This is a genomic window from Serratia sp. MMO-28, from assembly GCF_037199905.1.
Classification (GTDB): Bacteria; Pseudomonadota; Gammaproteobacteria; order Enterobacterales; family Enterobacteriaceae; genus Chania; species Chania oryzae.
Genome location: NZ_JBBCVB010000083.1, coordinates 1 through 693, shown reverse-complemented (window position 1 = coordinate 693; position 693 = coordinate 1). Strand labels below are relative to the sequence as shown.

The following is a 693-nucleotide window of genomic DNA, read 5'->3' as shown; positions in this document are numbered from 1 at the left end:
GGTGCTACCGGTGTAGTTGTTCTGGCTGTTGGTGACGGTCAGAGCCCCGTTGCTGGCATCAAAGGCAACGCCGCCCACCCCGGTCAGTTGCGCAGTCAGATTTTTGTTGGAATCCGGGCTGACATCGGTGGCAATAATCAGGGCATTAGGATTGTCCAGCAGCAGGTTAATCGCGCTCAGATCGTAATTCAGATACAACCCAAAAGCACCTAGAGCATTGGTGTTAGACAACGTGTAATTGTAGGTTGCCTCTGCTACACGCACTGCATTTTGATCAATCCCTTTGACCACACCTTGCCCCGGTGTCACGGCAACATCATCAATCGTCAGCGTCAAATTCTCAACACCGCTGGCGCTGTTCGCGCTGATCAGCCGTGTGACCGCCCCTCGGTCCTGATCCAGAATCGAGAGAGCGGATGGCAGGTTGTTATCCCAAGAAGCACCGCTGACCAGATTCACGGTCCCCCCGCTAGCGCCCAAGGTTTGGGTAGTAATGGTGCTCTCGGCGCTGGAGAACGGTGCCCCGCCGGTAAAGTTCAGCTTACCGCCATTCAGCGTCAAGCTCTGCAACGTTGCGTTGCTCGGCGTGCCGGCGACCCCCACCGTGGTCACGCTGCCATTCCCCAAGGTCAGCCCAGCCAACGCCAGAGCGCTGGCATTGGTATCGGCCAACGAGAAGGTGGTGTTATTCAG

Annotated in this window: 1 protein-coding gene; it reads right to left on the bottom strand. The window is 56.9% G+C overall.

Going from position 1 to position 693, the window contains the following annotated elements:
* Positions 1-693: hypothetical protein (locus WG891_RS26625; protein WP_337265094.1), on the bottom strand; the 693-nt coding region annotated here is incomplete at both ends.